Raw genomic sequence first — 24,492 nt, 5'->3', positions numbered from 1 at the left:
GTATGCGGCAGTGGCTGTCCGAGGACGTGATCGCCGCGGGCCGGCTCCCGCTGCTCTGCTTTCTGTTCGGCTTCATCACCGGGTTCCTGGTGATCCGGGTCAGCGTCCGGCTCATCCGGGCCCGGGTGCGCTGGTGGCCCGGCAACCTGAAGTCCGGCGGTGTGCATATCCACCACATGGTGTTCGGTGTGGTGCTGGTGCTGGTCTCCGGTATCGGGATGATCGCCGGAGCCGCGGGGAACAGCACCGGTACGGCATCGGTACTGGCGGCCACCTTCGGGGTCGGGGCCGCGCTCGTGCTCGACGAATTCGCGCTGTTGTACTACCTGCGCGATGTGTACTGGGAGGAGCAGGGCCGGACCTCGGTGGACGCGGTGTTCGTCGCCCTCGCCGTCACCGGCCTGCTGCTGCTGGGTTTCCATCCGCTGTGGCTGCTGGAAATAAACGGTGTGCGACATCAGCCCGGTCTCGGCACACGGCTACTCGTCGCCGGCTTCGCGGTGGTGAACCTGGCGCTGGCCGCCGTGGTCATCGCCAAGGGCAAGATCTGGACCGGGCTGTTCGGCATGTTCTTCCTGCCGCTGCTGGTGGTGGGCGCGCTGCGGCTCAGCCGGCCGGGGGCTCCGTGGGCGCGCTGGCGTTACGGCAGCCGGCGCCGGCTCATGTACCGCGCCATCGTGCGAGAACGCCGGTATCGGCGCCCAGTGATCCGGGCCAAGATCTTCGTCCAGGACCTGATCGCCGGCAGCCCGGATGTCGATCACGCCCGGTCGGCGGCCGAGGTGGAACTGACGCGTACGGTGGTACCGGCCCCGCCGGCCCCGCCGCGGCCGCATCCACTGCTCCAGGATCTGCACCTGTGGCCGCCCGATCGGGGCGACGACGCCGGGGAAGCGGGGCCCCCGGCCGGGCCGGTTTCCGAAAGCGACCGCTGATCTGGCACAATGCACAGGTTGCCCTGGGCACGACCCGGGCGCATCCCACATTCGGAGCACGAACCGGTCGAGCATTTGCGCCGCCAGGTTCCTCTGTTCGCGCGACCATCAGAAGGATGATCATGAACACCCTTGATTTCGTCGACGAGAGCTCGCTGCGCAGCGACGTCCCCGACTTCCGTCCGGGCGACACCCTCAATGTGCACGTGAAGGTCATCGAGGGCTCCAAGGAACGTATCCAGGTCTTCAAGGGCGCCGTCATCCGGCGCCAGGGCGGCGGTATCCGCGAGACCTTCACCGTGCGCAAGGTGTCGTTCGGTGTCGGTGTGGAGCGCACCTTCCCGGTGCACAGCCCCACCATCGATCACATCGATGTGGTGACCCGCGGTGATGTCCGCCGGGCCAAGCTGTACTACCTGCGGGAGCTGCGCGGTAAGGCCGCCAAGATCAAGGAAAAGCGCTGACCCGTCGCTGACCGCCGACACCCGTGCGCCGCGCCGCACCACGGTGACCTCGGCGAACGGCATATGTAGCCCGGTGCCACGAATCCGTTGTGGCACCGGGCTACGCTGTTCGCGTGGCAGATGAGAGTTGGTCGGTTTCGGGATCCGATTCCAGGAACGAACCGCCGAGAAGGCGTCGTGCGCGAAAGCAGGTCAAAGCGAAGCGGCAGCGGCCGTTCTGGCAGGAACTTCCCATCCTGCTGGTCATCGCGGCGATCATCGCCGCCCTCATGGTCACCTTCGTCGGCCGCCCCTATGTCATTCCCTCCCAATCCATGGAACCCACCCTGCACGGTTGCGCCGGCTGCACCGGCGACCGGATCTACGTGCAGAAGGTGAGCTACTACTGGAGCGACCCCCAGCCCGGTGATGTGGTCGTCTTCGTGGGCCCGCCGTCCTGGAACGACCACTACGTCTCGATCCGCTCCGACAATCCCGCGGTGCGCGGTATCCAGAACTTCTTCGCGTTCTTCGGACTCGTCCCGCCGGACGAGAACGATCTGGTGAAACGTGTGATCGCGGTCGGCGGCCAGACCGTGGAATGCTGTGACGAACAGGGCCGGATCATGGTCGACGGGAAACCGCTGGACGAGCCCTACGTCGCCGACGACTACCCGTGGGTGCCGGGCCAGCAGAACGCCGCCTACCCGGTGGGCCGGGTCTTCGGGCCGGTACTGGTACCGCCGGGCCACCTGTGGGTGATGGGCGACAACCGCAACGAGTCGCGTGATTCCCGGGCGCATGTCGGCGACGACCTCCAGGGCGCGGTGCCGATCGAGAACGTTCGCGGCAAGGCCGTCTTCAAGATCTGGCCGCCCGGCCGGATCGGCCCGGTGACATCGCAGAACCCGCAATAGGCGATAAGCGGACTCCGCGGTCGTCTCGTGCCGGGTGCCCGGGAGGCGGTCACGGGGTCGATCGCTTTGCCGGACAACCCGTTCGACCGGTCCCGGGCCGGACCTACCGGTACCGCTTCCGATCCGGTGCGCGATAATCGGGCCGTGGTTCCGATCAGCTGTCGCGAGGTGGCCAGTGACACGTAGCAGCCGTGCCGCCGGCACGGGACGAGGCCCCAGTTGGCCGCCGCGGGTGGTGGTACGCAAGACCGCGGGTCTGCGGACGCTCGATTCGGCGTTGATACGCAGCGGTCTCGGACCGGTCGCGGGTGTCGACGAGGCGGGTCGCGGTCCGAGCGCCGGACCGCTCGTGGTCGCCGCGTGCGTCCTGGCGCCGAAAGCGTCCACGGCGCTCGCCGGGCTCAACGACTCCAAGAAGCTGACCGAGGTGACCCGGGAAGCGCTGTTCCCGGTGATCAAGAAGGTGGCCCTGGCATGGAAGGTGGTCGTGATCCCCGCCGCGGAGATCGATGCCATCGGAATCCACGTCGCCAATATCGAGGGAATGCGCCGGGCGGTGGCCGGGCTGGACTGCGCGCCCGGCTATGTGCTCACCGACGGGTTCCGGGTGCCGGGGCTCGCGGCGCCGTCGCTGCCGGTGATCGGTGGGGACGCCAGTGCCGCGTGTATCGCGGCGGCCAGTGTGCTGGCCAAGGTCACCCGGGACCGGATGATGGTCGAACTCGACCGGCATCGGCCGGGCTACGGATTCGCCGAGCACAAGGGTTACAACACCGCGCAGCATCTCGAGGCGCTGCGCCGGCTCGGCCCCTGCCCGGAACATCGGCGGTCGTGGCGCACGGTGCGCGAATGCGGCGCGCCGATGCCCGTGGCGGCCGAATCCTCGGTGATCGCGCTGGCGGAGGCCGGCGGCGCCGCCTGACCGGGGGCCGCGCGGCCCGGCCCGGCGCGCCGCGGCGCCCGACGATGCCGTGCGGTCCGGCCCACGGTGACATGCCCGGGCCTGATGAGCGATGATGTGAACAGACGCAAGGCGGCGAGAAGGAGGACATTCCACCAGATGAGTGCCGAGGACCTCGAGAAATACGAAACCGAGATGGAGCTCTCGCTCTACCGGGAGTACAAGGACATCGTCGGCCAGTTCTCGTACGTGGTGGAAACCGAACGCCGCTTCTATCTGGCCAACTCGGTGGAGCTACGACCGCAGAACGCCGACGGTGAGGTGTACTTCGAAGTACGGATGAGCGATGCCTGGGTCTGGGATATGTACCGGCCCGCGCGCTTCGTCAAACACGTCCGGGTGATCACCTTCAAGGATGTGAATATCGAAGAGCTGGAGAAGCCGGACCTGCGGCTGCCCGAATGAGCCGCCGCGGCCGGTGAGTATCCCCGGGCCGCGGCCCGCAGGGAGTTGTCCACAGGCCATAATTTGTCCACAGATCGATTGTTTTCGCAGGTCGGTGCCGTGGACAGGGTGAGCCGGCAGCAGATGCTGGGCACGTGGGACACAACACGGCGCTCGGCGCCCAAGGGGAGGAACTGGCGGCCCGATATCTGCAGGCCGCCGGTATGGAGATCGTCTGCCGTAACTGGCGGTGCCGGTACGGCGAGCTGGACCTGGTGGTCCGCGACGCCGGAGTGACCGCCTTCGTCGAGGTGAAGACCAGGTCGGGGCTCGGATACGGGACACCGGCGGAGGCCGTCACCTACGACAAACAGCAGCGGATCCGCCGTCTGGCGTTGCTCTGGCTCACCGAACAGGACGGCCCCTGGCAGCGGATCCGTTTCGACGTCGTCTCGATCCTGCTCCCGCGGACCGGCGAGCCGGTGATCGAGCACCTGCGGGCGGTGTTCTGATGCCGCTGGGCCGGGCCTGCTCGATCGCGGTGCGCGGGATCGACGGGCAGGTCGTCGAGATCGAGGCCGATATCGGCCAGGGGCTGCCGTCGGTGCATCTGGTGGGTTTGCCCGATACTTCACTTCAGGAATCCCGGGACCGGGTCCGGGCCGCCGTCGCCAATACCGGCGAGAAATGGCCGGACGGCCGGGTGATCCTGGCCCTGTCGCCGGCGACGCTGCCGAAGGTGGGATCCGTCTACGATCTCGCACTGGCCGTCGCGGTACTGCATGCGGCCGATATCGTGCCCTCCGAGCGGCTCACCGGCACCGTGCTGCTGGGCGAACTCGCCCTCGACGGGCGGTTGCGCCGGGTCCGGGGCATTTTGCCCGCCGTGCTCGCGGCGCGCCGGGCCGGCCGCAAGACGGTGGTGGTCCCCGAAGCCGCCCTCCCGGAAGCGGGCCTCGTCGCCGGGATCCGGGTACTCGGCGCACCGACGCTACGTGCCGCCGTCGACTGGTTGCGGGGTGAAGGCGGCCTGGCGGAGTCGCCGGGGGGGCACCCACCACAACCGAGCATCCCGAGCGGCGACCTGCGAGATGTCGCCGGGCAGCACGAAGCGCGCTGGGCGCTCGAGGTCGCCGCGGCCGGTGGGCACCATCTGCTGCTCACCGGAGCGCCCGGAATCGGGAAGACCATGCTGGCCCAGCGCCTACCCGGAGTGCTGCCGCCGCTGTCGGAGGACGAGGCGCTCGAGGTCACTGCCGTCCATTCGGTGGCCGGCACGCTCTCCGACGAACAACCGCTGATCACCGACCCGCCGTTCGTCGCGCCGCACCATTCGACGTCGGTGAGCGCCATGGTGGGTGGTGGTTCCGGGTCGGCGCGGCCCGGGGCGGTGAGCCGCGCGCATCGCGGGGTGCTGTTCCTGGACGAATGCGCCGAGATCGGTGCCAAGGTGCTCGAGGCGATGCGGACACCACTGGAGGAGGGCGAGGTACGGATCGCGCGGCGCGACGGGGTGGCCCGCTATCCGGCGCGATTCCAGCTCGTACTCGCCGCCAATCCCTGCCCCTGTGCCCCGGCCCGCGAGGTGGACTGCATCTGTGCCCCGCTGGCCCGGCGCCGGTACCTCGGCAAACTGTCCGGTCCGCTGATGGACCGCATCGATATCTGGTTGGAGATGCATCCGATGTCGGGGGCAGGTCTGGCGGCGACGGAATCGGAGGACAGCGCGACCGTACGCGGCCGGGTGATCGCCGCCCGCGCCGCCGCCGTCGCCCGGTGGCGTGACGAGGGGTGGCGTAGCAACGCCGAGGTCCCCGGGTACGCACTGCGCCGCCGGTTTCCACTGCCGGCGGAGACGACGGCTCCGGTCGAGGCGGCGCTGCGGCTGGGCCGGATCTCGGCGCGGGGTGCCGACCGGGCGCTGCGGGTCGCGTGGACCGTCTGCGATCTGCGCGGCGGCGATATGCCCACCGCGCACGATGTGATGCAGGCGCTCGACTTCCGGCAGCGGAGTCCACAGTGAACACGGCCGGTATCGGCTCGCCGGCCCGGCGGGGGGCCGTCGGAGAGCAGGAGAAGCGGCAGCTGGCCTGGGCGTATCTGTCCCGAGTGGTGCTCGGGCCGTGCCCGGCGCTCACGGCCCTGATCGACTCGGTCGGGGTGTGTGAGGCGGCGCGGGCGGTCCGGGAACGTGCGCTCCCGCCGGTGTTGCGCGCCGCGACCGAGCGGCGGCGGGAGTTGGACACTGCCGCGCGCGATCTGGAGATCATCCGTGACAGCGGCGGGCGGCTTGTGACCCCCGACGATGCCGAATGGCCGGCCTGGCGGATGCTCGGGCTGTCTCAGCTCACCCCGGGCCGTGACCCTGATGGTGCGGTGCCGCTGGTGTTCTGGGTCCGAGGCAGCCGGGATCTGGGCGAACTCACCGAGCGGGCGGTGGCGGTGGTCGGGGCCCGGTGCAGCACCGGGTACGGCGACCGGGTGACCGGTGAGATCGCCGGAGAGCTGGCCGCTCGCGGATGGACGGTCGTATCCGGTGCCGCCTTCGGTATCGACGGTACGGCCCACCGGGCCGCGCTAGATGTCGGCGGCGCCACCATCGCCGTGCTGGCCTGCGGCGCCGACCGGCCCTACCCGGCCCAGCACGACCGCCTGATCGCCCGCATCGCCGAAACCGGCCTCGTGGTCAGTGAATATCCGCCCGGTACGGTCGCGCGCAAACACCATTTCCTGGCCCGGAATCGGCTGATCGCCGCACTGGCCGACGGTGTGCTGGTGGTGGAGGCCGGATTGCGCAGCGGCGCTCGGAACACGGTGAAATGGGCACGACGGATCGGTCGTCCGGCGCTGGCGGTCCCGGGATCGGTGGCTTCGGCTGCCTCGGTGGGTTGTCACCGGATGATCCGCGACGGGGAAGCGACCCTCGTCACCGATCCGGAGGAGGTGCTCGCCGAAATAGCGCCCCTGCACCTACCGCTGATCACCGGTGCGGCCGGTGCCGATCGGCTCAGCGGTACCGAGGCCCAGGTGCTGGCGGCCCTATCCGCTGCCGGCGGACGGTGGCCGCACGATATCGCTGCCGCGACCGGCATAGCGCCGGCCGAGGTCCGCGCGGCGCTCGTAGCGCTCGATTTCGCGGGCGCGGCCGCGCGCGGCGAGGCGGGCTGGTACCGGCTGGATCGGGCACCGGAGCGAGGCGGGTGAACCTCGGTCGAGCCAGGAACTGCGCCCACACCAGTCGGTGATGGCCGTACCGGGGCGAGACGGCCGGGTGATGTGCGAATCCGGTCAGGGCGGCGTGCATTGCTCGGCGCGGTGGGTGCGAGTGCACGCGGCCGGTGCGGGTCGTGAGCAGGAGCGCCCACGCCACCCGGATGGTGGTGTTCGCGGTGACCCCGTGGGTGCGGCCGAGGTTGAGGACCGCGGCGTGGTCGCGGCGTCGAGCGCGCGGCCGGTTTCGCCGCTGTCGCTCGGCGCGGTCCGGCGGATGTGGCCGCGGTCGCGAGGGGGTGGGCTTCGGCGGTTGTGCGTGACTGGAGTGTGCGAACTACAAAGGGATTCGGCGCGTGGGCTTGCGGTTCGGGGGCGGGCGGACGACGGTGGGATGGTGCGTGAGTTGCCGGAGGATCTGGAGGCCCTGCTGACCGAATACGGGCGGCATCTGCGGCTCGGTCGCAACCGGTCGGCACATACGGTGCGCGCCTACCTCGGCGATATCCGATCGTTGCTGGCACATCTGGTCGACCATGCCGCCGACGCCTCGGTGCGCGAGCTGGACCTACCGGCCATGCGCGCGTGGCTGGCGGCCCATGCGGAGCGCCGCGCGGCCCGCACCAGTATGGCTCGACGGGCTTCGGCCGCGCGGGCCTTCACCGCGTGGCTGACGCGGACCGGCCGGTTGACCGTGGATCCCGGGCTCCGGCTCGCCGCGCCCAAAGCACACCGCAGCCTGCCCGCGGTCCTCGGTCAGGAGCAGGCGGGCCGGGTGATGAACGCCGCGGAATCGGGTGCCGAACAGCACGATCCGATGGCGTTGCGGGACCGGCTCATCGTGGAACTGCTGTATGCCACCGGAATCCGCGTAGGCGAACTGTGCGGACTCGATATCGACGATATCGACCGGGAACGGCGGCTGGTACGTGTCCTGGGCAAGGGCAACCGGGAGCGATCCGCACCGTTCGGCGGCCCCGCCGATCACGCCGTCGGCGAATGGCTGCGCTACGGGCGGCCAGTCCTGGCCACACCCGATTCCGGCCGTGCGCTGCTCCTGGGCCGGCGGGGCCGGCGCCTCGATCAGCGGCAGGCCCGGACGGTGGTGCACGCGGTGGTATCCGCCGTCCCGGGCACTGCCGATCTGGGGCCGCACGGTCTCCGACATACGGCGGCCACGCACCTGCTCGAAGGTGGCGCGGACCTGCGGGTAGTACAGGAACTGCTGGGCCACGCCAGCCTCGCCACCACGCAGCTCTACACCCACGTCTCCATCGACCGTCTGCGAAAAGCCCACGATCAGGCCCATCCTCGCGCCTGAACCGCCGTCGGTGGGCCGAGTGAAAGGTCCGGATCGCACCGGCCGCGCGACCGGACCCCGAACCGGCCCGGGAGCCGATCCGGCGGCCCTCGACCCTCGGTGGCTGGATTCGCCGCGATACGGCGCTTACGCTGTCCAGCGGAGCCGCTACCGCGGCCGACCGGCATTTCGGGAGGTGAGCGTGCAGACCACGATCGGCACGGCCGCCGGATGAGTGCCGCGCGACAGGACACAGACCGGGCGGCGGAGCCGGTCGACTACCGATTCACGCTCGCCAACGAACGAACCTTTCTGGCCTGGATCCGCACCGCGCTCGGGTTGCTGGCCGGTGGGGTCGCGGTGCAGGCGGTGGTGCAAGAGCAGTGGAATGTGGATATCCGCACCGCGCTGGCCGTCAGCTGTCTGCTGCTGTCGCTGGTCCTCGCGGTCGGCGCGTATCTGCACTGGCGGCGGATTCGCGTCGCGATGGACGAAGGGCGGCCGCTACCGGGCACGGTACTGGTGCCGGTGCTGGCCGCCGGCACCGCGTTCGTGGCGATTCTCGCCTGCGTAGCCGTACTACTGCACTGAGGACGGTGCCGTGACCGAACCGAGCGAGGTCGGCCTGGCCGCAGAGCGGACCGCGCTGTCGTGGCGGCGCACCTGTCTGGGATGTCTGATAGTCGATCTCCTACTCCTACGGCTCGTTGTCGAGGAGGGATGGGATCCGGCCGCTCTCCTGCCGGGTATCGCCGGTCTGGCCCTGCTGTCGGTCGCCGCTCTGGGCTACCGGCGTAGTCGCCGCCTCCGCCTCGGTGCGACCGGTAGCGCGGCGGCCACCATCGGCTCGGTCACCGTCGCCATGATGGTGGCGGCGCTGGTCATCGTCGGTTACGCACTGGTGCATCCCGGCCCGCCCGGCTGACGAACCGGGGGCGGTACCGGAAATCCGGTGATCGAGTACGGACCCTCACCCGCCGGCTCCGGGTGTGCCGTGCTCCACCGGCTTCAGCCTGATCGGCGTCCTGCGTAGCAGTCCGAGTGGGTCGAGGTATTCGCGGGACGAGTGTGCGGTGCCCTCTCGGCGCAGGCCCCAGTGCAGGCAGGCCGGGGTGGGACAGCCGACGTGGCCCGGGGCCAGTTCACCGATCCGGGTGCCTCGGGTGACTCGCCGACCCACCGCGATGCCGGCTTCCACCGGTTCGTACGTGGTGCGCAACCCACCTTCGTGCAGTATCGCCACCACCGGTTTGCTCGCCACCTTCCCGGCGAAGACCACAATTCCCGGCCCGGCCGCATAGACCGCCTGCCCCGCCGTCCCGGCCAGGTCCACACCGCGATGGCCCGGCAGCCAGTCCTGGTCCGGCGGATCGAACGGCCGTCCGATCACCGGGCGCGGACGCAGCGGCCAGTCGAATCCCGCGTCCGGGGCTCCCGCCGCGGAACCGCAGGACAGCAGGGCGGCGACCGCGAGAACCACCGCCGCCACCCCGCGAAGCACCTCGCCGGACCGGGCGGACCTGCGTGGGCCGCTCGGTCCGGCAGTGCTCGGCCTTACCGCCCGCGGTCGGGGCACGGGCAGGCGGGTGATACCGGTCGTGGTGCGCGCCGGAGGAGTTCGTGCACAAGATCCTCCAGTAGGGGAAGGGCCCGGCACACCACGCCCGAGCCGGTGGTCGAGCCCGAATTCGAGCCCGTCCCGCAGCTACCGGCCCGGCTCGACCCGGCCGGTGACCGGCGGGCCACCTCGTTCGACTGCCCCGTAGCCGGTTCGGCGGGCCCGGTCGTGGCATCGACGGGCGGCCCGGACAGGACGTGGACCGGCGTCGCGGTCGGGGAAACCGCGGCCGATTCCGCTGCACCACCGGCTGTTCTGGCAGCAAGGAAGTGTGCGTCGGAAACTTCGGCGGAGAGCGAAGAGTTACGTCCCCGCACCGGCGCAGGACCGTCCTCGGCCTGCGGGGTGACCGACCCGCTGATCGCGCGGACAGCGATCGTCGGGCCGCCCTCGGAGCCGGGATGCGCGACCACGGTGGCACCACCCGAATACGCGGTGGCTGTGGGCCCCGGGCCGAGCGGAACCGCGATGAACACCGTGGTGAGTGCGGCGCCGATCAGGTCGGCCGGTCTCCGGCGCCGGACCGTCGGCCCACGGCGGTCCGGTGGTCGGCGTGGTGTGTCGGAGAACAGGCGACGGCCGTCCGGATCGGGCCGGCGTATCGGATTCCGCCCGGGCGACCGCCGGAGGTGGCGGTCCGGTGCGTGCGGCGCCGGCGCGCTCCCGGGAAAAGGTATCGAATCCGGGCGGATCGGGGGGAAGCGGGTCGTGGGAATCGGTGTGGTCCGCTGCGATCCGTGCGCACCGTCGAGTTGCCATGAGCCGGTCTCCGTGTGGTCGGCCGCGCGGGATCCGGCGGGCCGGTGGGTCATCCTGCGCTCGTACCGCCTGGCCCGGCGGGCCAGATCACTCGGGCCCGGGCAGGTCCCGGATGCCGCGTGTTCCCCGGAGCGCGCCGGGGGCGATGCCCGGTGCCGGCCCGCCGTCCGCCCAGGTTCACGATCTTTCCGTGCGCCGGAGTCGTCCACCGCCACCGCCACCGTGGCCGTGCCGCGTTCTCGACCGGCGCATCGGCCGGCACCGTGACCTCGATGGATGTCCCGGGGCGGTTGCGCCGTGGGGCGCCGCGGCCATGCCGGTAGGGGCCGGGCCGGGTGGTCGGTGGCGGTCGACGATCTGCCGCGCCGCGCGATATGGGGCCAGCTCCGCGGTGCGGGCGGGAGGTCCGGGTCCCTCGTGGTCGCGCCGCCGGCCTCGGTGGGAGTGGGTTTCCAGGTCATATGCTCAGCCTGCTCGGGCTCTGAGCTGCACGGAACCCGCAATTCCGGCGCCTGTGGACAACTCGCCTTCTGTGAACAATTGATGTTTCATATGAGGTCCGGTTCGCGTGGTCCTGGGACGATCCGACCGGGCGATTTCCAGTTCGCGCAGCCCACGCCGTAAACTGGCCGGGCGGTCCGTGTTCGCACCGACCGACTTCGCGCACCACCGTGCTTGTTCATCGCGCTGCCCCACCGAGTTCCTGCCGGAACCGGCGAAGCCGGCGCATTCCGGAACAGGGGACGTCTCGGCTGGTCCCGATCACCGATCGGGTCCGAGCGTTCTGTGGTGCCAGGGCAGCAGGCCGCCGGCCCGCTGCGTCAACCGGCAACGAAAGAGAGATACGGGAGCCATGGCTGTCGTAACAATGAAGCAGCTGCTCGACAGCGGCGCGCATTTCGGGCACCAGACCCGTCGCTGGAACCCGAAGATGAAGCGGTTCATCTTCACCGACCGCAACGGCATCTACATCATCGATCTGCAGCAGACGCTGACCTACATCGACAAGGCCTACGAATTCGTCAAGGAGACGGTCGCCCACGGCGGCACCGTCCTGTTCGTCGGCACCAAGAAGCAGGCGCAGGAGTCCATCGCGGCCGAGGCCACCCGGGTCGGGATGCCGTATGTGAACCAGCGCTGGCTCGGCGGCATGCTCACCAACTTCTCCACCGTGCACAAGCGTCTGCAGCGTCTCAAGGAACTCGAGGCCATGGAGCAGACCGGCGGTTTCGAGGGTCGCACCAAGAAGGAAATCCTCATGCTCACGCGTGAGATGAACAAACTGGACCGCACCCTCGGCGGTATCCGGGACATGCAGAAGGTGCCTTCGGCCATCTGGGTCGTCGACACCAACAAGGAGCACATCGCCGTCGGCGAGGCGCGCAAGCTGAATATCCCGGTCATCGCGATCCTGGACACCAACTGCGATCCCGACCTGGTCGACTACCCGATCCCGGGTAACGACGACGCGATCCGTTCGGCCGCGCTGCTCACCAAGGTCGTCGCGTCCGCGGTGGCCGAGGGCGTGCAGGCCCGGGCCGGCCGTTCCGGCGGCGACGACAAGCCCGAGGCGAGCGCCGCCGAGCCGCTGCCGGAGTGGGAGCAGGAGCTGCTGGCGCAGGCCACCCCGAGCGCCGAGGCCCCGGCGGAAGCCCCGGCCGAGGCGCCCGCGGAGACTCCGGCCGACGCCTGAGTCGTCACCTCGCGTTCGGCGGCCGCTCACCGGCCCGTGCCATGGGTGAGCACCGCCGGACCGCACTTCCCACAGTGGTGGTCACGGCTCACCGAGTCGTGACCACCACTGCCCGGTACCAGACTTTCTCGAAGGAGGCTCGCCCCCGATGGCGAACTACACCGCCGCTGACGTGAAGCGGCTGCGGGAGCTCACCGGCTCCGGAATGATGGATTGTAAGAACGCGCTGGTCGAGACCGAGGGCGATTTCGACAAGGCCGTCGAGCTGCTGCGCATCAAGGGCGCCAAGGATGTCGGCAAGCGCGCCGAGCGCACCACCGCCGAAGGCCTGGTCATCGCCAAGGACGGCGTGATGGTCGAGATCAATTCCGAAACCGACTTCGTCGCCAAGAACGCGGAATTCCAGGCGCTGGCCGATAAGATCGCCGCCGCCGCGGCGGCCGCGAAGCCCGCCGATGTGGATGCGCTGAAGGCCGTGGCCCTCGACGGCCAGACCGTCGACGAGGCCCTGCAGGCGCTGGCCGCCAAGATCGGCGAGAAGCTGGAGCTGCGGCGCGTCGTCTCTCTGGACGGCCCGGTCGCCACCTACCTGCACAAGCGTGCGTCGGATCTGCCGCCGGCCGTCGGCGTGCTGGTCGAGTACAGCGGCTCCGGTGAGGCCGCCGCCGAGGCCGCCCGTGGGGCCGCCATGCAGGTCGCCGCGCTCAAGGCGAAGTACGTCACCCGTGACGAGGTGCCCGCCGATATCGTCGAGAACGAGCGCCGTATCGCCGAGCAGACCGCTCGCGAAGAGGGTAAGCCCGAGGCCGCGCTCCCGAAGATCACCGAGGGCCGCGTCAACGGCTTCTTCAAGGACGTCGTCCTGCTGGAGCAGCCGTCGGTCACCGACAACAAGAAGACCGTCCAGGCGCTGCTGGACGAGGCCGGCGTCACGATCACCAAGTTCGCCCGCTTCGAGGTCGGCCAGGCCTGAGCCGATCCCCGATTCCGGAGGAAACCCCCGTCGCGGTTGGACGCGGCGGGGGTTTCGTCTGAGTTCGGCCGCCCGGGGGCCCGAGTATCGGGGGTTGTGGGCGGGTAGGGCAGGATAGAAGCCGCTTTCCGTTGGTGCCGCGCCCACTGTGCCAGTCGCGCTCGGGTCGGCCCGGCCGGGGCGGCGGGCGGCCCCGGACCTCGGCGGCCGCCGCGTTCGCCGACACCATGAACACGATCGACCGTGAACACACCGATTGCCGAAGGAGACGCCAGCCGATGACGTACCCGGGGACCGACCGCCCAGGATATCGCCGGGTACTGCTGAAACTCGGTGGTGAGATGTTCGGGGGCGGCGCGGTGGGCCTGGATCCCGACGTGGTGGAGACCGTGGCGGAGCAGATCGCCGAAATCGTCGGCTCCGGCGTCCAGGTCGCGGTCGTGATCGGCGGTGGGAACTTCTTCCGCGGCGCCGAACTCGAAGAACGCGGGATGGAGCGGGCCCGGTCCGATTACATGGGCATGCTGGGAACCGTGATGAACAGCCTGGCGCTGCAGGATTTCCTCCAGCAGCAGGGTGTGGACACCCGGGTGCAGACCGCCATCACCATGGGCCAGGTCGCCGAGCCCTACCTGCCGCTGCGCGCCAAGCGACATCTGGAGAAGGGGCGTGTGGTGATCTTCGGCGCCGGTATGGGGATGCCGTATTTCTCCACCGACACCACCGCCGCACAGCGCGCGCTGGAGATCGGTGCGGAGGTGGTACTCATGGCCAAGGCGGTCGACGGTGTGTTCAACGCCGATCCACGACTGGATCCCGATGCCACCATGTACCACGAGATCACCCACAAGGAAGTGATCGAACGCGATCTGAAGGTCGCCGACGCGACGGCGTTCAGTTTGTGCATGGACAACCAGATGCCGATGCTGGTGTTCAATTTGTTGACCAAGGGCAATATCGCCCGGGCGGTGGCCGGTGAGAAGATCGGCACATTGGTTCGATCCTGATACCGCGGGCCCGCGGGTCATGACGATGACGACGCAGTGGAGGAACGGTCGTGATTGAAGAAGCGCTCTTCGACGCCGAGGAGAAGATGGAGAAGGCCGTCTCGGTGGCGAAGGACGATCTCGGCAGAATCCGTACCGGGCGCGCGAATCCGGGGATGTTCGCCCGGGTGGTGGTCGACTATTACGGAGCGCCGACCCCGATCACCCAGATGTCGAGTATCACCGTGCCGGAGCCGCGGATGGTGGTGGTGAAACCCTATGAGCAGGCGCAGCTGGGGCCGATCGAAACCGCGATCCGCAACTCCGACCTCGGCGTGAACCCGACCAACAACGGTGACATCCTGCGCATCAGCATTCCGCAGCTCACCGAGGAGCGCCGCCGGGAGCTGGTCAAACAGGCCAAGCAGAAGGGCGAGGACGCCAAGGTCTCGATTCGCAATGTGCGCCGCAAGGCCATGGAGGAGCTGGGCCGGATCCAGAAGGACGGCGAAGCCGGCGAGGACGAGGTCGGGCGCGCCGAGAAGGAACTGGACAAGACCACCGCCAGATACGTCGGCCAGATCGACGAGCTGGTGAAGCACAAGGAAGCCGAACTGCTCGAGGTCTGAGCGGTGGCCGGGCGGTGAGCCCGTCGTCTCCGCGGTGGTACCTTGCGCAGGCGCGCCGGTCGTGCCGGCCCGGCGCGCGGGATGTCCGAGAGCGGCACGAGCGGTAGGTGCCGCGCGGAATGCGGTGTTCGTGGTGAACGGGCACCGGACCGGTGGTCACCCGGCCCCCTGGCCGGTGAACTGCCGCACAATGGGAAACAGCGGAGCGAGCGTCGCCCGCGACGGGTGGGAACGAACGGAACGACGACGAGTTGAGCGACGGGACAATCGTGGCCGAGAAAGCCGCCGCGACCGGTGCGGCCCGACCGCATCCGCCGGCCGAGGGCATATCCGAACCGACACCGGCAGCGACCGGAGCCTCCGGGGGCGCCGAGCCCCGGGGGTCGCGCGCCGGCCGGAACTTACCCGCGGCCCTGGCCGTCGGCACGACCCTCGGGGTGTTGTGTATCGCCGTCCTGCTGTTCGTGCCCAAGGTGTTCATCGGTGTCGCCGGGGTCGCGGTCGGTATCGCCACCTGGGAGGTCGCCAAGCGACTGCGGGAAGCCGATGTGCTGGTGCCGCGTACGCCGCTGATCGTCGGCGGTCAGGCGGTGTTCTGGTTGGGCTGGCCGTTCGGCCCGGGCGGGGTGACCGGGGCGTTCGCGGCGACGGCGTTGGTCTGCATGGTGTGGCGGCTGTTCGACCACGGTCTGCGCACCGCCCCGCGCAATTTCCTGCGCGATACCGCCATCACGGTGTTCACCCTGGCGTGGATTCCGCTGCTGGCGTCGTTCGCGGTGCTGCTCCTGCTCGAGGATCCGGAGGGCAACCTGCGGGTGCTGACCTTCATGATCCTGGTGGTGTGCTCCGACGTCGGCGGTTATGTCGCCGGGGTGCTGTTCGGCCGCCATTCCATGGTGCCGTCGATCAGCCCGAAGAAGTCCTGGGAGGGCTTCGGCGGTTCGCTGCTTTTCGCGATCATCGGCGGTCTGCTCACGGTCACCCTGCTGCTCGAAGCCAATTCCATGATCGGCGTGGTGCTCGGTATCGGTCTGGTCGTCGTCGCGACGCTGGGAGATCTGGTCGAATCGCAGATCAAACGCGAGCTGGGCATCAAGGATATGGGCACCATGCTGCCCGGGCACGGCGGCATCATGGACCGGCTCGATTCGATGCTGCCCTCGGCGTTCGTCTCGTGGCTGGTGCTCAGTACCCTGCTCTGAGGTCAGTCGCGGTGTACCGCACGGCGCAGTTGGACGATGCGGACCCCGCCCACCAGCGCCATCACCAGGGCTCCGGCGATCACCGAAAGCAGGATCGTCACGCCCAGTGGGAGCGAGAAGTTCCAGAAGAGCAGCTCCACCTCGGTACTCTCGGAATTCTGCAGGATGAAGATCAGCAGGACGATGCCGAGCAGCGCTGCCACGATCAGCGCGACCCACGCATTGCCCACCCGGGACTTCTCCACGTCCTTGCGCCGATGGGTGTCGACCGCCGGTTTGCGGCCGGTAGCATCCGGTGCGGGTTTCCGTCCGGTGGGCGTGCCCGGTGGGCTCGTGGGTGGTTCTTTCGGTAGCGAGCGGGTTTCGGGTGTCGGTTCATCAGGAGTCGCCATATGTCGATGATTGCCGACAGCTATCGACTGTGCACGGATTTCCGGCCCGCCGGTCGATATCGGCCCGGATCTCGGCGCACGGGCTCGGCGCGGGTCACATTCGCGGCGCGGCACGGGTCACATTCATCGAGATGACACACTGGTAGGACTATGACCGCCTCTTTGCCCCTGGTTTTCGACGCCCCGCGCCGCGGTATGCCGCCGCGCCATCTGGCCGACCTCGATGCCGACGGCCGCCGGGCCGCCATGGCCGAGCTGGGCCTGCCGAAGTTCCGCGCCGACCAGGTCGCGCGCCAGTACTACGGGCGGTTGCAGGCCGATCCGGCGGAAATGACCGATCTACCGGCCACGGTCCGCGAGAAAGTGGCGGAGGCGTTGTTCCCCCCGCTACTCACGCCGATCCGGCAGATCGCCTGTGATGGCGGGGAGACCCGGAAGACGCTGTGGCGTGCCGGAGACGGGACCCTGCTGGAAAGCGTGCTCATGCGTTACCCGGATCGGGCCACGCTGTGCATTTCCAGCCAGGCCGGCTGCGGTATGGCCTGCCCCTTCTGCGCGACGGGGCAGGCCGGCCTGAACCGGAACCTTTCGACCGCCGAAATCGTCGATCAGGTCCGCGCCGCGGCGGCCGATCTGCGGGACGGCGCTGTCTCCGGCGGTCCCGGGCGCCTGTCGAACATTGTGTTCATGGGAATGGGCGAGCCGCTGGCGAACTACAAGCGGGTGGTGAACGCGGTACACCGCATCACCTCGCCCGCCCCCGACGGTCTCGGTATCTCGCAGCGCAATGTGGTGGTGTCGACGGTCGGTCTGGCTCCCGCGATCCGCAAACTCGCCGATGAGGACCTCTCGGTGACGCTCGCGGTATCCCTGCACACCCCCGACGACGAACTCCGCGACACCCTGGTTCCGGTGAACAACCGCTGGCCGGTGGCGGAGGTGCTCGACGCCGCGCGCTACTACGCCGACAAATCCGGCCGGCGGGTATCCATCGAGTATGCGCTGATTCGCGATATCAACGACCAGCCGTGGCGCGCGGACATGCTGGGCCAGAAACTGCACAAGGCGCTGGGCTCCCGCGTGCACGTGAATGTCATCCCGCTGAATCCCACCCCCGGCAGCAAATGGGATGCCAGCCCCAAGCCGGTGGAACGGGAGTTCGTGCGCCGGGTCGAGGCGCAGGGGGTGCCGTGCACGGTCCGCGACACCCGGGGTCAGGAGATCGCCGCGGCCTGCGGTCAGCTGGCGGCGGAGGGCTGAGTTCCGGTCGGGACGGGAGCCTGCGCTGTAGGCCAGCCGGGTAGGGGGCTTCGTTGTGGCCCGTTACCACCCGACCTGACATCATGCCTGCATGAGCGCCCCCGACGAGCACGACGAGCTTCGCCTCACCGCCGAAGAGTTCGCCGACGGTGCCGCGGCCGAACTCGGTGATATCGAGATCGTCGACGGCCGTGTCATACGGCTCATCCCCCAGAGCCCGCTGCACAGCAGAGTTATCCGGCGTCTGGCCGGCCTGCTCGAAAGCGGACGCCGGGAGGGCGGTCCGTGCATGGTCGTCGATTCCGATATCGCCGCGCGGTTCGCCGACTCGGATGCGCCTGCCTCGGATCGCCGGCTGAACATCCGGTATCCGGATATCCGGATCCGTGACTGCGAACCGTACGACGTCAATACGGTACGGGATCACATATTGCTGATCGTCGAGGTCACCTCCGGATCCACCATTGATGTCGATATCACCGACAAGCGAATCCAATATGCGGCTGCGGGTATCCTCCGTTACCTGATCATCCGGCTCGACCAGAAGGAAGACACGATCGAGGAGATCGAGGAATACCGCTTGGATTGGTCCGGGCGACGGTACTTGGTGCATACCGTGCACCGCCGGGTGCTGCTGCTGGACGAGCCGGTCGAGGTGACAATCCCCTTCGATTCGCTGGAACAGCCCTAGGCGCCGCATCCTGACCGGATGCCGGCGAACGTGGTGTGAGGGGAACGGAACATGGGTGAGCAGGTCGTCGCGATCGTCGGGGCCGGGATCGTGGGACTGGCGATCGGGCGGGAACTCGCCCGTCGGCGTCCCGACGACCGAATCGTGGTGCTGGAGAAGGAAGATCGCGTCGCGGCGCACCAGACCGGCCACAATTCGGGAGTGGTACACGCTGGGATTTACTATCAGCCGGGAAGTTTGAAGGCGGTGCTGTGCGCGCGGGGCCGTTCCCTGCTGCGCGAGTACTGCGCCGAACGAAACCTGCCCTACGACGAATGCGGCAAACTCGTCGTCGCGGTGGACGATGACGAAATGCCCCGGCTCGCGGCCCTGCAGGCTCGGGCCGGTGACAACGCGGTACCCGGGCTGAGACGAGTGGACCGGGCGGAGATCGGCGATATCGAGCCCTTCGCCGAGGGGATCGCGGCACTGTATTCGCCGCGGACCGCCATCACCGATTTCCGCCGGATCGCGGAGTCCTTCGCCGCGGACTTGGCGGAATCCGGTGGCGAGGTTCGGTTGTCGTGCGCGGTGGACGGGATCGCCGCGGCCGCAACGGGAATCGATATCACGATGGGCGACGAGGTGCTACGCGCGGATCGGGTGATCGTGTGCGCGGGGTTGCACGCCGATACCGTGGCCGGGCTGGCGGGCGCCGACCCAGGCCCGCGGATCGTGCCATTCCGAGGCGAATACATGAATGTGGTCGCCGACAAGGCGAATATGGTGCGCGGGCTGGTGTATCCGGTGCCGGACCCGCGGTACCCGTTCCTGGGGGTGCATTTCACGCGGCGGGTGTCCGGGACCGTGGAGGTCGGCCCCAACGCGGTACTGGCCTTCGCCCGGGAAGGGTACCGGCGCCGGGACTTCTCGGTGCGCGACCTCGCGGAAACCATGCGTTGGCCGGGGTTCCGCCGGATGGCGCGGCAGCACTGGCGGACCGGGATCGGGGAAATGTACGGCTCGCTGTCGGTGGCCGCGTACATGCGCAGGGCGCGGCGCTATATTCCGGCCATAGGTGCCGCGGATGTGGTGCGTGGTGGATCCGGGGTCCGGGCCCAGGCCCTCGATGCGGACGGCAGTCTCGTCGACGATTTCCGGATCGACCGGCTCGGCCCGGTCACGGCTGTTCGCAATGCCCCGTCACCCGCGGCGACCTCCTCGCTCGCGATCGCCGGATACGTTGTCGACGTGATCGAGGGCAAGGGCCCCACAGCGTGCTAGGAGGTGGCGCGGAAGCATAGGTGGGTGGGGCCTTCTCCGCCTCCGTGTGACCAGAATGGATCCGAAGCGATCGACCCGGCCCAACCGACTGCGCTGTCCGGGGCCGATCTCTCGATACGTCTACCGCCGCTCGATCATTCTTCGGAAGTCGTCGGCGTGTGGGCCGGCGAGTTCGTAGGTGACCGTGGCCGGGGACGCAGGGCCCGGTTCGTCCGGCGTCGGACCCGGGACCCAGTTCAGCACCAGCTCGCGGTACCGGTCGAAGGTCAACGGCTCGGTTTCGCCTCGTAGATCGCTGTGCAAGATGCCGTGATCCAGTGGCTTCGTCTGCCCGTCCGAGCCGGTGTACATGCGGCTGTAATCGGGCCCGTCGGGGGCGTGGCCACTACAGCGGCGCGACGTCGTCATGGGTGATCAGAGGCTGCCGTGAATGTCACCAGTACGAGCCGAGACATGAACTGACGCATGGGTTTCCCCTCCCTTTGTTCGATCTACCCAGTCCAGGTCTTCGGGTGCGCACATCCCACCGAATTTTCGCGACCCACGACTCGGCTCGGCCGCCTTTCCGGTGCCGGACCTCATCGACGCCGCGGATTGATCACGCGCGCGACCACTCATTCGGTCGCGTCGACACTCATGCGCGATCAGGGGAAGAGCTGGATGGGATTGACGATGTCGGCGGCGAGAGTGAGTAACATGTAGGCACCACCGACGACGACCGCGACGTAGGTGAGCGGGAGCAGCTTGAGGTAGTCCACCGGGGCACCGGGGGCCAGTCCCTTCCACCCGCGGATGGTGTTGCGGATCTTCTCGTAGAGCACCACCGCGATATGGCCACCATCCAGCGGCAGTAGCGGCAGGATGTTGAACGCGCCCAGGAAGAAGTTCAAGCTGGCCAGGATGAGGATGAAGGCGTTCCAGTAACCGCGTTCGGCGGTCTCACCACCGATCTTGCTGGCACCGTACACGCTGACCGGGGTCTCCCGGTCGCGCTCGCCTCCGGTGACCGCGTCCCACAGCGACGCCACCTTGGCCGGCATCTGCGCCAGCGACTGAAAAGTACGGATGAACATCTCGCCGGTGAAAGCGGCCGAAGCGGGAATCGCGCCGAGGACGCTGTACTGGACCGGTTCGAGGAACTCCTGGCCGACGCCGACGACACTCACCTCCCGGCCGGGGCCGCCGTCCCGGGGGTAGCGCATGGCCTGCTCCGGGACCACCTCGAGGGTCAGCGTCTGCCCGTCGCGGTCGACGGTGTAGGTGAACGGTCCGTTCTGCTGCTGGGTGCGGGTCTGGAACTCCTCCCAGGTGTCCACGCTCTCGCCGTTGATCGCGGTGACCACATCGCCGCGCTGGAGGCCGGCGCGCTGGGCGGGCCCGGGGCCGGTACAGGTGCCGAGGGTACGGTCGGGGTTCTGCGGCGCGACGCAGCTCATATCGCCGATCGTGGTCTCCGGCGGCTGGTTGAGGTTGGGCAGACCCCAGCCGACCGCCAGCACGACGATCAGGAGGAAGCCGAGCAGGAAATTCATTCCGATACCGCCGGACATCACCACGAGGCGTTTCCAGGTGGCCTGCCGGTACATGGCCCGGTCGACCTCTTCGGGTTCGAGTTCGTCGAGCGCGGTCATTCCGGCGATATCGCAGAACCCGCCGAGCGGCAGCCATTTGACGCCGTATTCGGTTTCGCCGCGCCGGAAGGAGAACACCTTCGGGCCGAACCCGATGAAGTACCGGCGCACTTTCATACCGGTGGCCTGAGCGGTCCACATGTGCCCGCATTCGTGCAGCGCGATCGAAATCGTGATGCCGAGGGCGAACAGCACGAACCCCAACACGAACAGCATGTGGTCTACAGCCCTCCTGCGGTGCGCAGATCATTACTCCCGGCCCGCACAGAGACCGGAGCGGCCGCGAGCACGTGTCCACAGTAACCGCCCGCGAGCGGTGCCTCGACCATTCGCGACATCGGTTACCGCTGTACGAGGGTACGGGCACGGTCGCGTGCCCACTCGTCGGCGGCGAGTACCTCGGCGAGTTCGGTGGGTTCGGCGCGCCACCGGTCGGCGTCGTGTACAACCTGTGCCACGGTGCGCACGATTTCCGGGAAGCGGATCCGGCCGTCCAGGAAGGCCTGCACCGCGACCTCGTTGGCGGCGTTGTACACGGCGGTGACGCAGCCGCCCGCGGTACCGGCTTCCCGGGCCAGTTCCACGGCCGGGAACACCTCGTTGTCCACGGGTTCGAAGGTCCAGGTGGCGGCGGTGCCGAAATCGCACGGCGTGGCGGCTCCGGGCACGCGGTCCGGCCAGCCCAGCGCCAGGGCGATCGGCAGCTTCATATCGGGCGGGCTCGCCTGGGCGAGGGTGGAGCCGTCGGTGAAGGTGACCATCGAGTGCACGATCGATTGCGGGTGCACGGTGACCTCGATGCGGTCATAGGGGACACCGAACAGCAGATGCGTTTCGATCAGCTCCAGGCCCTTGTTGACCAGCGAGGCCGAGTTCAGGGTGTTCATCGGACCCATGGACCAGGTCGGATGGGTTTTCGCCTCGGCGGGGTTCACCCCGTCCAGCATCTCGGTGGTCCAGCCGCGGAACGGCCCACCGGAGGCAGTGAGAACCAGTGTGGCGACCTCTTCGGCCCGCCCGCCGCGCAGGCACTGGGCCAGCGCCGAATGTTCCGAATCGACCGGCACCAGCTGGCCCGGTCGCGCCGCCCGGGTGACCAGCGAGCCGCCGGCCACCAGCGACTCCTTGTTCGCCAGCGCCAGTGTCGCGCCGCTTTCCAGCGCGGCCAGCGTCGGCTCCAGGCCCAGTGATCCGACCAGCGCGTTGAGCACGACATCGGCCTCGGTACGGCGGACCAGTTCGGTCACCGCGCCCGCCCCGGTCAAGGCGACTCCCAGTTCGGCCCCCGCGGCCGGGTCGGCCACGGCCACGGCGGTCGTGCCGGTCGCGGCCATCTGCGCGGCGAGCAATTCGGTGTTCCCGCCACCCGCGGCCAGGCCGACGACTTCGAATCTGTCCGGATTCGCGGCGATCACCTCGAGCGCCTGGGTGCCGATGGAACCGGTGCTGCCGAGCAGGAGGACTCTGCGGAGATCTGACACCTGTTCATTGTCACCGACCATGCCCCTGCTGGCTACGACGGGCGGTCGTATGCCACGATATCGGGCAGTATCCGTTCTCTCGAGGAGGAGCGATCGTGGCCGCCACGGAAGTCGAACCCACCAGCGACAAGGCTGTCGCCGTCACCAAGGTGGACCCCGCAGAGGTTCCGTCGGCGGCCTGGGGCTGGAGCGGGGAATCCCGCCGGACGTTCCAGGTGGCCGCGGTCGTGGTGATCATCATCCTGCTGGGCATGCTGAAGGGCAATCACCACGGCAAGGTCGAGGATCTCTACCTCGTCGGATTTGCCGCCGCCCTGGCGGTGCTCGTGGTCCGCGATATCGTGCTGCGTCGCAAGCCCCGGTAATCGGCGTCTGCGCCGCAGGCCGCCCTGCGGCGCGAGGTACGGCCGGCTACGGCGAGGTGACGTGCCGGTGACGTGCTGGTGCCGGTCGCGACTGTTGTCCATGTCTCGGCGGCCCCCGGTCGGGGCGGGACTACACTCGGCACCGACCGGCCGGACCAGTACGAAAGTAGGCAGCCGAAAGTGACCAGCACAATCGGATTGGGGATGCCGACCGCACCGGCCGCGGTGCTCGCACCGCGGCGCAGAACCCGCCAGTTGATGGTGGGCGGTGTCGGTGTGGGCAGCGACCACCCGATCTCGGTGCAGTCGATGACGACGACCAAAACGCACGATGTGAACGCGACATTGCAGCAGATCGCGGAGCTCACAGCATCGGGCTGCGATATCGTGCGGGTGGCGTGCCCGCGGCAGGAGGATGCCGACGCGCTACCCGTGATCGCGAAGAAATCGCAGATCCCGGTGATCGCCGATATCCATTTCCAACCGCGCTACATCTTCGCCGCTATCGACGCGGGCTGTGCGGCGGTGCGGGTCAACCCCGGCAACATCAAAGAGTTCGACGGTCGGGTCGCGGAGGTCGCCAAGGCGGCCGGTGCCGCCGGTATCCCGATCCGGATCGGGGTGAACGCCGGTTCCCTCGACAAGCGGATGATGGCCAAGTACGGCAAGGCCACCCCGGAAGCGCTGGTGGAGTCGGCGTTGTGGGAGGCGAGTCTGTTCGAGGAGCACGGCTTCGGCGATATCAAGATCTCGGTCAAGCACAACGACCCGGTGGTGATGGTCGAGGCGTACCGGCAGCTGGCCGCGCAGTGCGACTATCCGCTGCACCTCGGGGTCACCGAGGCGGGTCCGGCCTTCCAGGGGACCGTGAAATCCGCGGTCGCGTTCGGCGCGCTGCTGAGTGAGGGTATCGGCGACACCATCCGGGTCTCGCTGTCCGCGCCGCCGGCCGAGGAAGTGAAGGTCGGCGGGCAGATCCTGCAGTCGCTGAATCTGCGGCCCCGCAAACTCGAGATTGTGTCCTGCCCCTCCTGCGGTCGCGCGCAGGTGGACGTGTACACCCTGGCCGACGAGGTCACCGCGGGTCTGGACGGCCTGGAAGTGCCGCTGCGAGTCGCGGTCATGGGCTGTGTGGTGAACGGACCGGGCGAGGCCCGGGAGGCCGATCTCGGGGTCGCCTCCGGGAACGGCAAGGGACAGATCTTCGTCAAGGGCGAAGTCGTGAAAACGGTGCCCGAGGCGCAGATCGTGGAGACCCTCATCGAAGAGGCCATGCGGATCGCCGAGGAGATGGGTGAGGACGCCGAGACCGGTCAGCCGGTCATCAGCGTGGGCTGAGTTCCCCGCGCCCCCGGCTCGCCGCGCCGGCGAGCCGGTCGGGGCTACCCACTCCGTGCAC

The 24,492-nt window shown here is 68.8% G+C and carries 26 protein-coding genes; 21 read left to right on the top strand and 5 right to left on the bottom strand.

The window, feature by feature from the left end; genetic code table 11:
• Window positions 1-2: 2 nt before the first annotated feature.
• From ACQPYS_RS21050 to ACQPYS_RS21000, 11 genes are all read left to right on the top strand, one after another.
• On the top strand, window positions 3-935 hold the full coding sequence (locus ACQPYS_RS21050) for a hypothetical protein (protein ID WP_431940371.1): 933 nt from the start codon (window positions 3-5) through the stop codon (window positions 933-935).
• 122 nt (window positions 936-1,057) lie between these two features.
• On the top strand, window positions 1,058-1,399 hold the full coding sequence (rplS, locus tag ACQPYS_RS21045; protein ID WP_062996305.1) for a 50S ribosomal protein L19: 342 nt from the start codon (window positions 1,058-1,060) through the stop codon (window positions 1,397-1,399).
• Between the two features lie 113 nt (window positions 1,400-1,512).
• Entirely contained in the window at window positions 1,513-2,295 is a 783-nt protein-coding gene (lepB, locus tag ACQPYS_RS21040; RefSeq protein WP_433490547.1) for a signal peptidase I, read from the top strand.
• A gap of 175 nt (window positions 2,296-2,470) precedes the next feature.
• Window positions 2,471-3,217: a ribonuclease HII gene (locus ACQPYS_RS21035; RefSeq protein WP_084481754.1), complete on the top strand. Its 747-nt coding sequence runs from the start codon at window positions 2,471-2,473 to the stop codon at window positions 3,215-3,217.
• 138 nt (window positions 3,218-3,355) lie between these two features.
• On the top strand, window positions 3,356-3,661 hold the full coding sequence (locus ACQPYS_RS21030) for a DUF2469 domain-containing protein (RefSeq protein ID WP_011210678.1): 306 nt from the start codon (window positions 3,356-3,358) through the stop codon (window positions 3,659-3,661).
• A gap of 134 nt (window positions 3,662-3,795) precedes the next feature.
• Complete coding sequence (locus tag ACQPYS_RS21025; RefSeq protein ID WP_063041706.1) at window positions 3,796-4,152, top strand: YraN family protein; 357 nt, start codon at window positions 3,796-3,798, stop codon at window positions 4,150-4,152.
• Window positions 4,152-5,663: a YifB family Mg chelatase-like AAA ATPase gene (locus ACQPYS_RS21020; protein WP_433490546.1), complete on the top strand. Its 1,512-nt coding sequence runs from the start codon at window positions 4,152-4,154 to the stop codon at window positions 5,661-5,663. Before ACQPYS_RS21025 ends, ACQPYS_RS21020 begins: the two co-directional genes overlap by 1 nt.
• Complete coding sequence (dprA, locus tag ACQPYS_RS21015; protein WP_433490545.1) at window positions 5,660-6,844, top strand: DNA-processing protein DprA; 1,185 nt, start codon at window positions 5,660-5,662, stop codon at window positions 6,842-6,844. The genes ACQPYS_RS21020 and dprA overlap by 4 nt, the downstream gene beginning before the upstream one ends.
• Before the next feature lie 400 nt (window positions 6,845-7,244).
• The gene (locus ACQPYS_RS21010) at window positions 7,245-8,171 is read left to right on the top strand and encodes a tyrosine recombinase XerC (RefSeq protein ID WP_433490544.1); all 927 of its coding nucleotides are present in this window, start codon (window positions 7,245-7,247) and stop codon (window positions 8,169-8,171) included.
• 210 nt (window positions 8,172-8,381) lie between these two features.
• The gene (locus ACQPYS_RS21005) at window positions 8,382-8,741 is read left to right on the top strand and encodes a YidH family protein (protein ID WP_431940366.1); all 360 of its coding nucleotides are present in this window, start codon (window positions 8,382-8,384) and stop codon (window positions 8,739-8,741) included.
• A 10-nt stretch (window positions 8,742-8,751) separates the two neighbouring features.
• Window positions 8,752-9,075 (top strand): DUF202 domain-containing protein, encoded by a 324-nt coding sequence (locus ACQPYS_RS21000; protein WP_433490543.1) that lies wholly within the window; start codon window positions 8,752-8,754, stop codon window positions 9,073-9,075.
• 45 nt (window positions 9,076-9,120) lie between these two features.
• On the opposite strand, the gene ACQPYS_RS20995 is transcribed toward ACQPYS_RS21000, so the two are convergent.
• Complete coding sequence (locus tag ACQPYS_RS20995; protein ID WP_433493094.1) at window positions 9,121-9,630, bottom strand: M23 family metallopeptidase; 510 nt, start codon at window positions 9,628-9,630, stop codon at window positions 9,121-9,123.
• A 1,750-nt stretch (window positions 9,631-11,380) separates the two neighbouring features.
• Between ACQPYS_RS20995 and rpsB the strand changes: the two genes are divergently transcribed.
• The 5 genes from rpsB to ACQPYS_RS20970 all read left to right on the top strand — a co-directional run bounded on the left by rpsB (window position 11,381) and on the right by ACQPYS_RS20970 (window position 16,010).
• Complete coding sequence (gene rpsB / locus ACQPYS_RS20990; protein WP_063041690.1) at window positions 11,381-12,220, top strand: 30S ribosomal protein S2; 840 nt, start codon at window positions 11,381-11,383, stop codon at window positions 12,218-12,220.
• A gap of 148 nt (window positions 12,221-12,368) precedes the next feature.
• Window positions 12,369-13,193: a translation elongation factor Ts gene (tsf, locus tag ACQPYS_RS20985; RefSeq protein ID WP_063041688.1), complete on the top strand. Its 825-nt coding sequence runs from the start codon at window positions 12,369-12,371 to the stop codon at window positions 13,191-13,193.
• A 278-nt stretch (window positions 13,194-13,471) separates the two neighbouring features.
• The gene (pyrH, locus tag ACQPYS_RS20980) at window positions 13,472-14,200 is read left to right on the top strand and encodes a UMP kinase (RefSeq protein ID WP_030521770.1); all 729 of its coding nucleotides are present in this window, start codon (window positions 13,472-13,474) and stop codon (window positions 14,198-14,200) included.
• Window positions 14,201-14,250: 50 nt separating this feature from the next.
• Entirely contained in the window at window positions 14,251-14,808 is a 558-nt protein-coding gene (frr, locus tag ACQPYS_RS20975) for a ribosome recycling factor (RefSeq protein WP_063041679.1), read from the top strand.
• 251 nt (window positions 14,809-15,059) lie between these two features.
• A complete protein-coding gene (locus tag ACQPYS_RS20970) occupies window positions 15,060-16,010 on the top strand; it encodes a phosphatidate cytidylyltransferase (RefSeq protein WP_433490542.1) in 951 nt (316 codons plus the stop codon).
• 2 nt (window positions 16,011-16,012) lie between these two features.
• Here ACQPYS_RS20970 and ACQPYS_RS20965 read toward each other — a convergent pair whose 3' ends face one another.
• Entirely contained in the window at window positions 16,013-16,402 is a 390-nt protein-coding gene (locus tag ACQPYS_RS20965) for a LapA family protein (RefSeq protein ID WP_063041677.1), read from the bottom strand.
• 150 nt (window positions 16,403-16,552) lie between these two features.
• On the opposite strand from ACQPYS_RS20965, the gene rlmN reads away from it, so the two are divergent.
• The 3 genes from rlmN to lhgO all read left to right on the top strand — a co-directional run bounded on the left by rlmN (window position 16,553) and on the right by lhgO (window position 19,616).
• Window positions 16,553-17,662 (top strand): 23S rRNA (adenine(2503)-C(2))-methyltransferase RlmN, encoded by a 1,110-nt coding sequence (rlmN, locus tag ACQPYS_RS20960; protein WP_063041675.1) that lies wholly within the window; start codon window positions 16,553-16,555, stop codon window positions 17,660-17,662.
• Window positions 17,663-17,753: 91 nt separating this feature from the next.
• Window positions 17,754-18,353, top strand: a complete 600-nt coding sequence (locus ACQPYS_RS20955) for a Uma2 family endonuclease (protein WP_433490541.1) — start codon at window positions 17,754-17,756, stop codon at window positions 18,351-18,353.
• 51 nt (window positions 18,354-18,404) lie between these two features.
• Window positions 18,405-19,616: an L-2-hydroxyglutarate oxidase gene (gene lhgO, locus ACQPYS_RS20950; protein WP_433490540.1), complete on the top strand. Its 1,212-nt coding sequence runs from the start codon at window positions 18,405-18,407 to the stop codon at window positions 19,614-19,616.
• A gap of 120 nt (window positions 19,617-19,736) precedes the next feature.
• On the opposite strand, the gene ACQPYS_RS20945 is transcribed toward lhgO, so the two are convergent.
• The 3 genes from ACQPYS_RS20945 to dxr all read right to left on the bottom strand — a co-directional run bounded on the left by ACQPYS_RS20945 (window position 19,737) and on the right by dxr (window position 22,749).
• Window positions 19,737-20,024 carry a hypothetical protein gene (locus ACQPYS_RS20945; protein WP_433490539.1) on the bottom strand — a complete coding sequence of 96 codons (288 nt, stop codon included), beginning with the start codon at window positions 20,022-20,024 and terminating at the stop codon, window positions 19,737-19,739.
• A 236-nt stretch (window positions 20,025-20,260) separates the two neighbouring features.
• Window positions 20,261-21,463 (bottom strand): M50 family metallopeptidase, encoded by a 1,203-nt coding sequence (locus ACQPYS_RS20940; protein WP_063041669.1) that lies wholly within the window; start codon window positions 21,461-21,463, stop codon window positions 20,261-20,263.
• A gap of 125 nt (window positions 21,464-21,588) precedes the next feature.
• The gene (gene dxr, locus ACQPYS_RS20935; protein ID WP_157107447.1) at window positions 21,589-22,749 is read right to left on the bottom strand and encodes a 1-deoxy-D-xylulose-5-phosphate reductoisomerase; all 1,161 of its coding nucleotides are present in this window, start codon (window positions 22,747-22,749) and stop codon (window positions 21,589-21,591) included.
• Between the two features lie 74 nt (window positions 22,750-22,823).
• Here dxr and ACQPYS_RS20930 point away from each other — a divergent pair, with 74 nt between their 5' ends.
• Both ACQPYS_RS20930 and ispG read left to right on the top strand, forming a co-directional pair.
• On the top strand, window positions 22,824-23,093 hold the full coding sequence (locus tag ACQPYS_RS20930) for a DUF2631 domain-containing protein (protein WP_063041667.1): 270 nt from the start codon (window positions 22,824-22,826) through the stop codon (window positions 23,091-23,093).
• Between the two features lie 180 nt (window positions 23,094-23,273).
• On the top strand, window positions 23,274-24,431 hold the full coding sequence (gene ispG / locus ACQPYS_RS20925) for a flavodoxin-dependent (E)-4-hydroxy-3-methylbut-2-enyl-diphosphate synthase (RefSeq protein ID WP_433490538.1): 1,158 nt from the start codon (window positions 23,274-23,276) through the stop codon (window positions 24,429-24,431).
• Window positions 24,432-24,492 lie beyond the last annotated feature (61 nt).

Source organism: Nocardia grenadensis (genome assembly GCF_050942415.1).
Classification (GTDB): domain Bacteria; phylum Actinomycetota; class Actinomycetes; order Mycobacteriales; family Mycobacteriaceae; genus Nocardia; species Nocardia grenadensis.
This window is presented reverse-complemented; position numbering and strand designations above follow the sequence as displayed.